This window comes from Rhodococcus sp. WAY2 (genome assembly GCF_009859915.1).
In the GTDB taxonomy this organism is placed as follows: Bacteria; Actinomycetota; Actinomycetes; order Mycobacteriales; family Mycobacteriaceae; genus Rhodococcus_F; species Rhodococcus_F oxybenzonivorans.
The window spans coordinates 5,403,061-5,404,738 of the sequence record NZ_CP046572.1 but is presented as its reverse complement, the minus strand read 5'-3'; the positions used below and the strand labels follow the sequence as shown (position 1 = coordinate 5,404,738).

The following is a 1,678-nucleotide window of genomic DNA, read 5'->3' as shown; positions in this document are numbered from 1 at the left end:
GGGTCGATTCTACCGAAGAAACGTTCCGAGGCGCCTGCCGAGAAGCGCCCGGGCGCACCGCGGACCTGCCCCTGGATGGTCCGCGTCACCGCGCCGAGAAGCCGCCGTCGACCGTGACGACCGATCCGGTGACCCACCGTGATTCGTCGGACGCGAGCCACCGGGCAGCCGCAGCAACATCCTCCGGATCGATGAGTGCATTGTTCGGCTGCGACTGCACGAACACGGACTCGTGCTCCTCCACTCGAATGCCGAGCGATCGAGCGATCTCGGCCAGCATCCGGCCTTCGAAGGCGGGACTGTCGCGGACCGATCCGGGGCACAGCGCATTCACGCGGACACCACTGGGCGCATAGTCCAAGGCGGCGGCCTTAGTCAGGCCGACCAATCCGTGTTTGGCGGCAACGTAACCGGCGAAGCGTCTGTACCCGACGATGCCCGCGGTGGAACTGATGTTGATGATGCTGCCGCTGCGCTGCGCCACCATGATCCGGCCCGTGGCCGCTATCGCCCGCCACGCCCCCGAGAGGTCGACGTCGATCATCAATTGCCATTCGTCCTCGTCGATCTCGTGGACGAGCGTTCCCGACGGTGCCGCGATTCCCGCGTTGTTGACCAATACGTCGACGTGGCCGAAACGTTCGTGTGCCGCGTCGACGGCAGCGTCGATCTCGCTGCGCACCCGCACGTCCACCGCGCGCGTCAGCACCGCAACTCCGTGTCCGCGGCACAGGTCGGCGGTGTACTCGAGCTGGCTCGTGGAGCCCAGTGGGTAGGGAACACCCGGAATGTCCCCGCACACGTCGAGCAACATCACGTCCGCCCCGCCCGCAGCGAAGTCGATCGCACAGGCGCGTCCGATGCCCCGCGCGGCACCGGTGACGACGGCGGTCTTGCCTTCCAGAGAGGGGCTCATCGCGGTTCGGTGACCGAGAGGCGGGACGCGACGAGTCGTAGGAGGGCATGCGGATGGTCGGTGAGGTACATGTGACCACCGTCGAGTTCCACGACCGTGCTCTCGCCGGTGGTGACCTCTTTCCACTGCGCTGCCTGTTCGGCGCTGACGAGATGATCCTCGCGTCCACGAAGCGCGGTGACCGGGATGTCCAGCAGCGGATGCGGCGGCGGCCGGTAGTTCTCGTGCATCTCGACGTCGGCGCGGAGGACCGGAAGGAGAAGTTCCCGCAGTTCGGGATTCTCCAACGCCGGGTGCGAGTAACCGGCGAGTTCGTTTACCTGCGCGAGGAAACCCTCGTCATCCAGGAGCGAGGCACGTATCTCCCGGACCGTCACCGGACCGGGCGACCCGCTCACGAACAGATGGGTGAGCGGCACACCGCCTTGACCGGCGAGTCGATGGGCAAGCTCATAGGCAAGGACCGCGCCCAGGCTGTGACCGAAGATCGCGACCCGCTCCGCACCTTGCCCGATCGGCAGCACCCGGGGCAGCAGGTCGTCGACGGCCTCCGCGACCTCGGTGAGAGGAGGGTCCACGAACCGCTCCTCGCGCCCGGGTAATTGCAGCGGCGCGACCTCCAGCCCTCGCGGAGCGAAACTCCGCCACCCTCGGAAGAACGACGCACCGGAACCGGCATACGGCAGGCATACGAGCACGGTCTCACTCATCGCGTGTCTCCGTTCGACGAAGCTCCTCGGGTCCGGCAGTTCCGGCGCTCCG

Annotated in this window: 2 protein-coding genes; both read right to left on the bottom strand. The window is 67.2% G+C overall.

Going from position 1 to position 1,678, the window contains the following annotated elements; genetic code table 11:
- Nucleotides 1-85: 85 nt before the first annotated feature.
- Nucleotides 86-916, bottom strand: a complete 831-nt coding sequence (locus GFS60_RS24390) for an SDR family oxidoreductase (RefSeq protein ID WP_159925262.1) — start codon at nt 914-916, stop codon at nt 86-88.
- A complete protein-coding gene (locus tag GFS60_RS24385) occupies nt 913-1,626 on the bottom strand; it encodes a thioesterase II family protein (RefSeq protein ID WP_159925260.1) in 714 nt (237 codons plus the stop codon). The genes GFS60_RS24390 and GFS60_RS24385 overlap by 4 nt, the downstream gene beginning before the upstream one ends.
- Nucleotides 1,627-1,678 lie beyond the last annotated feature (52 nt).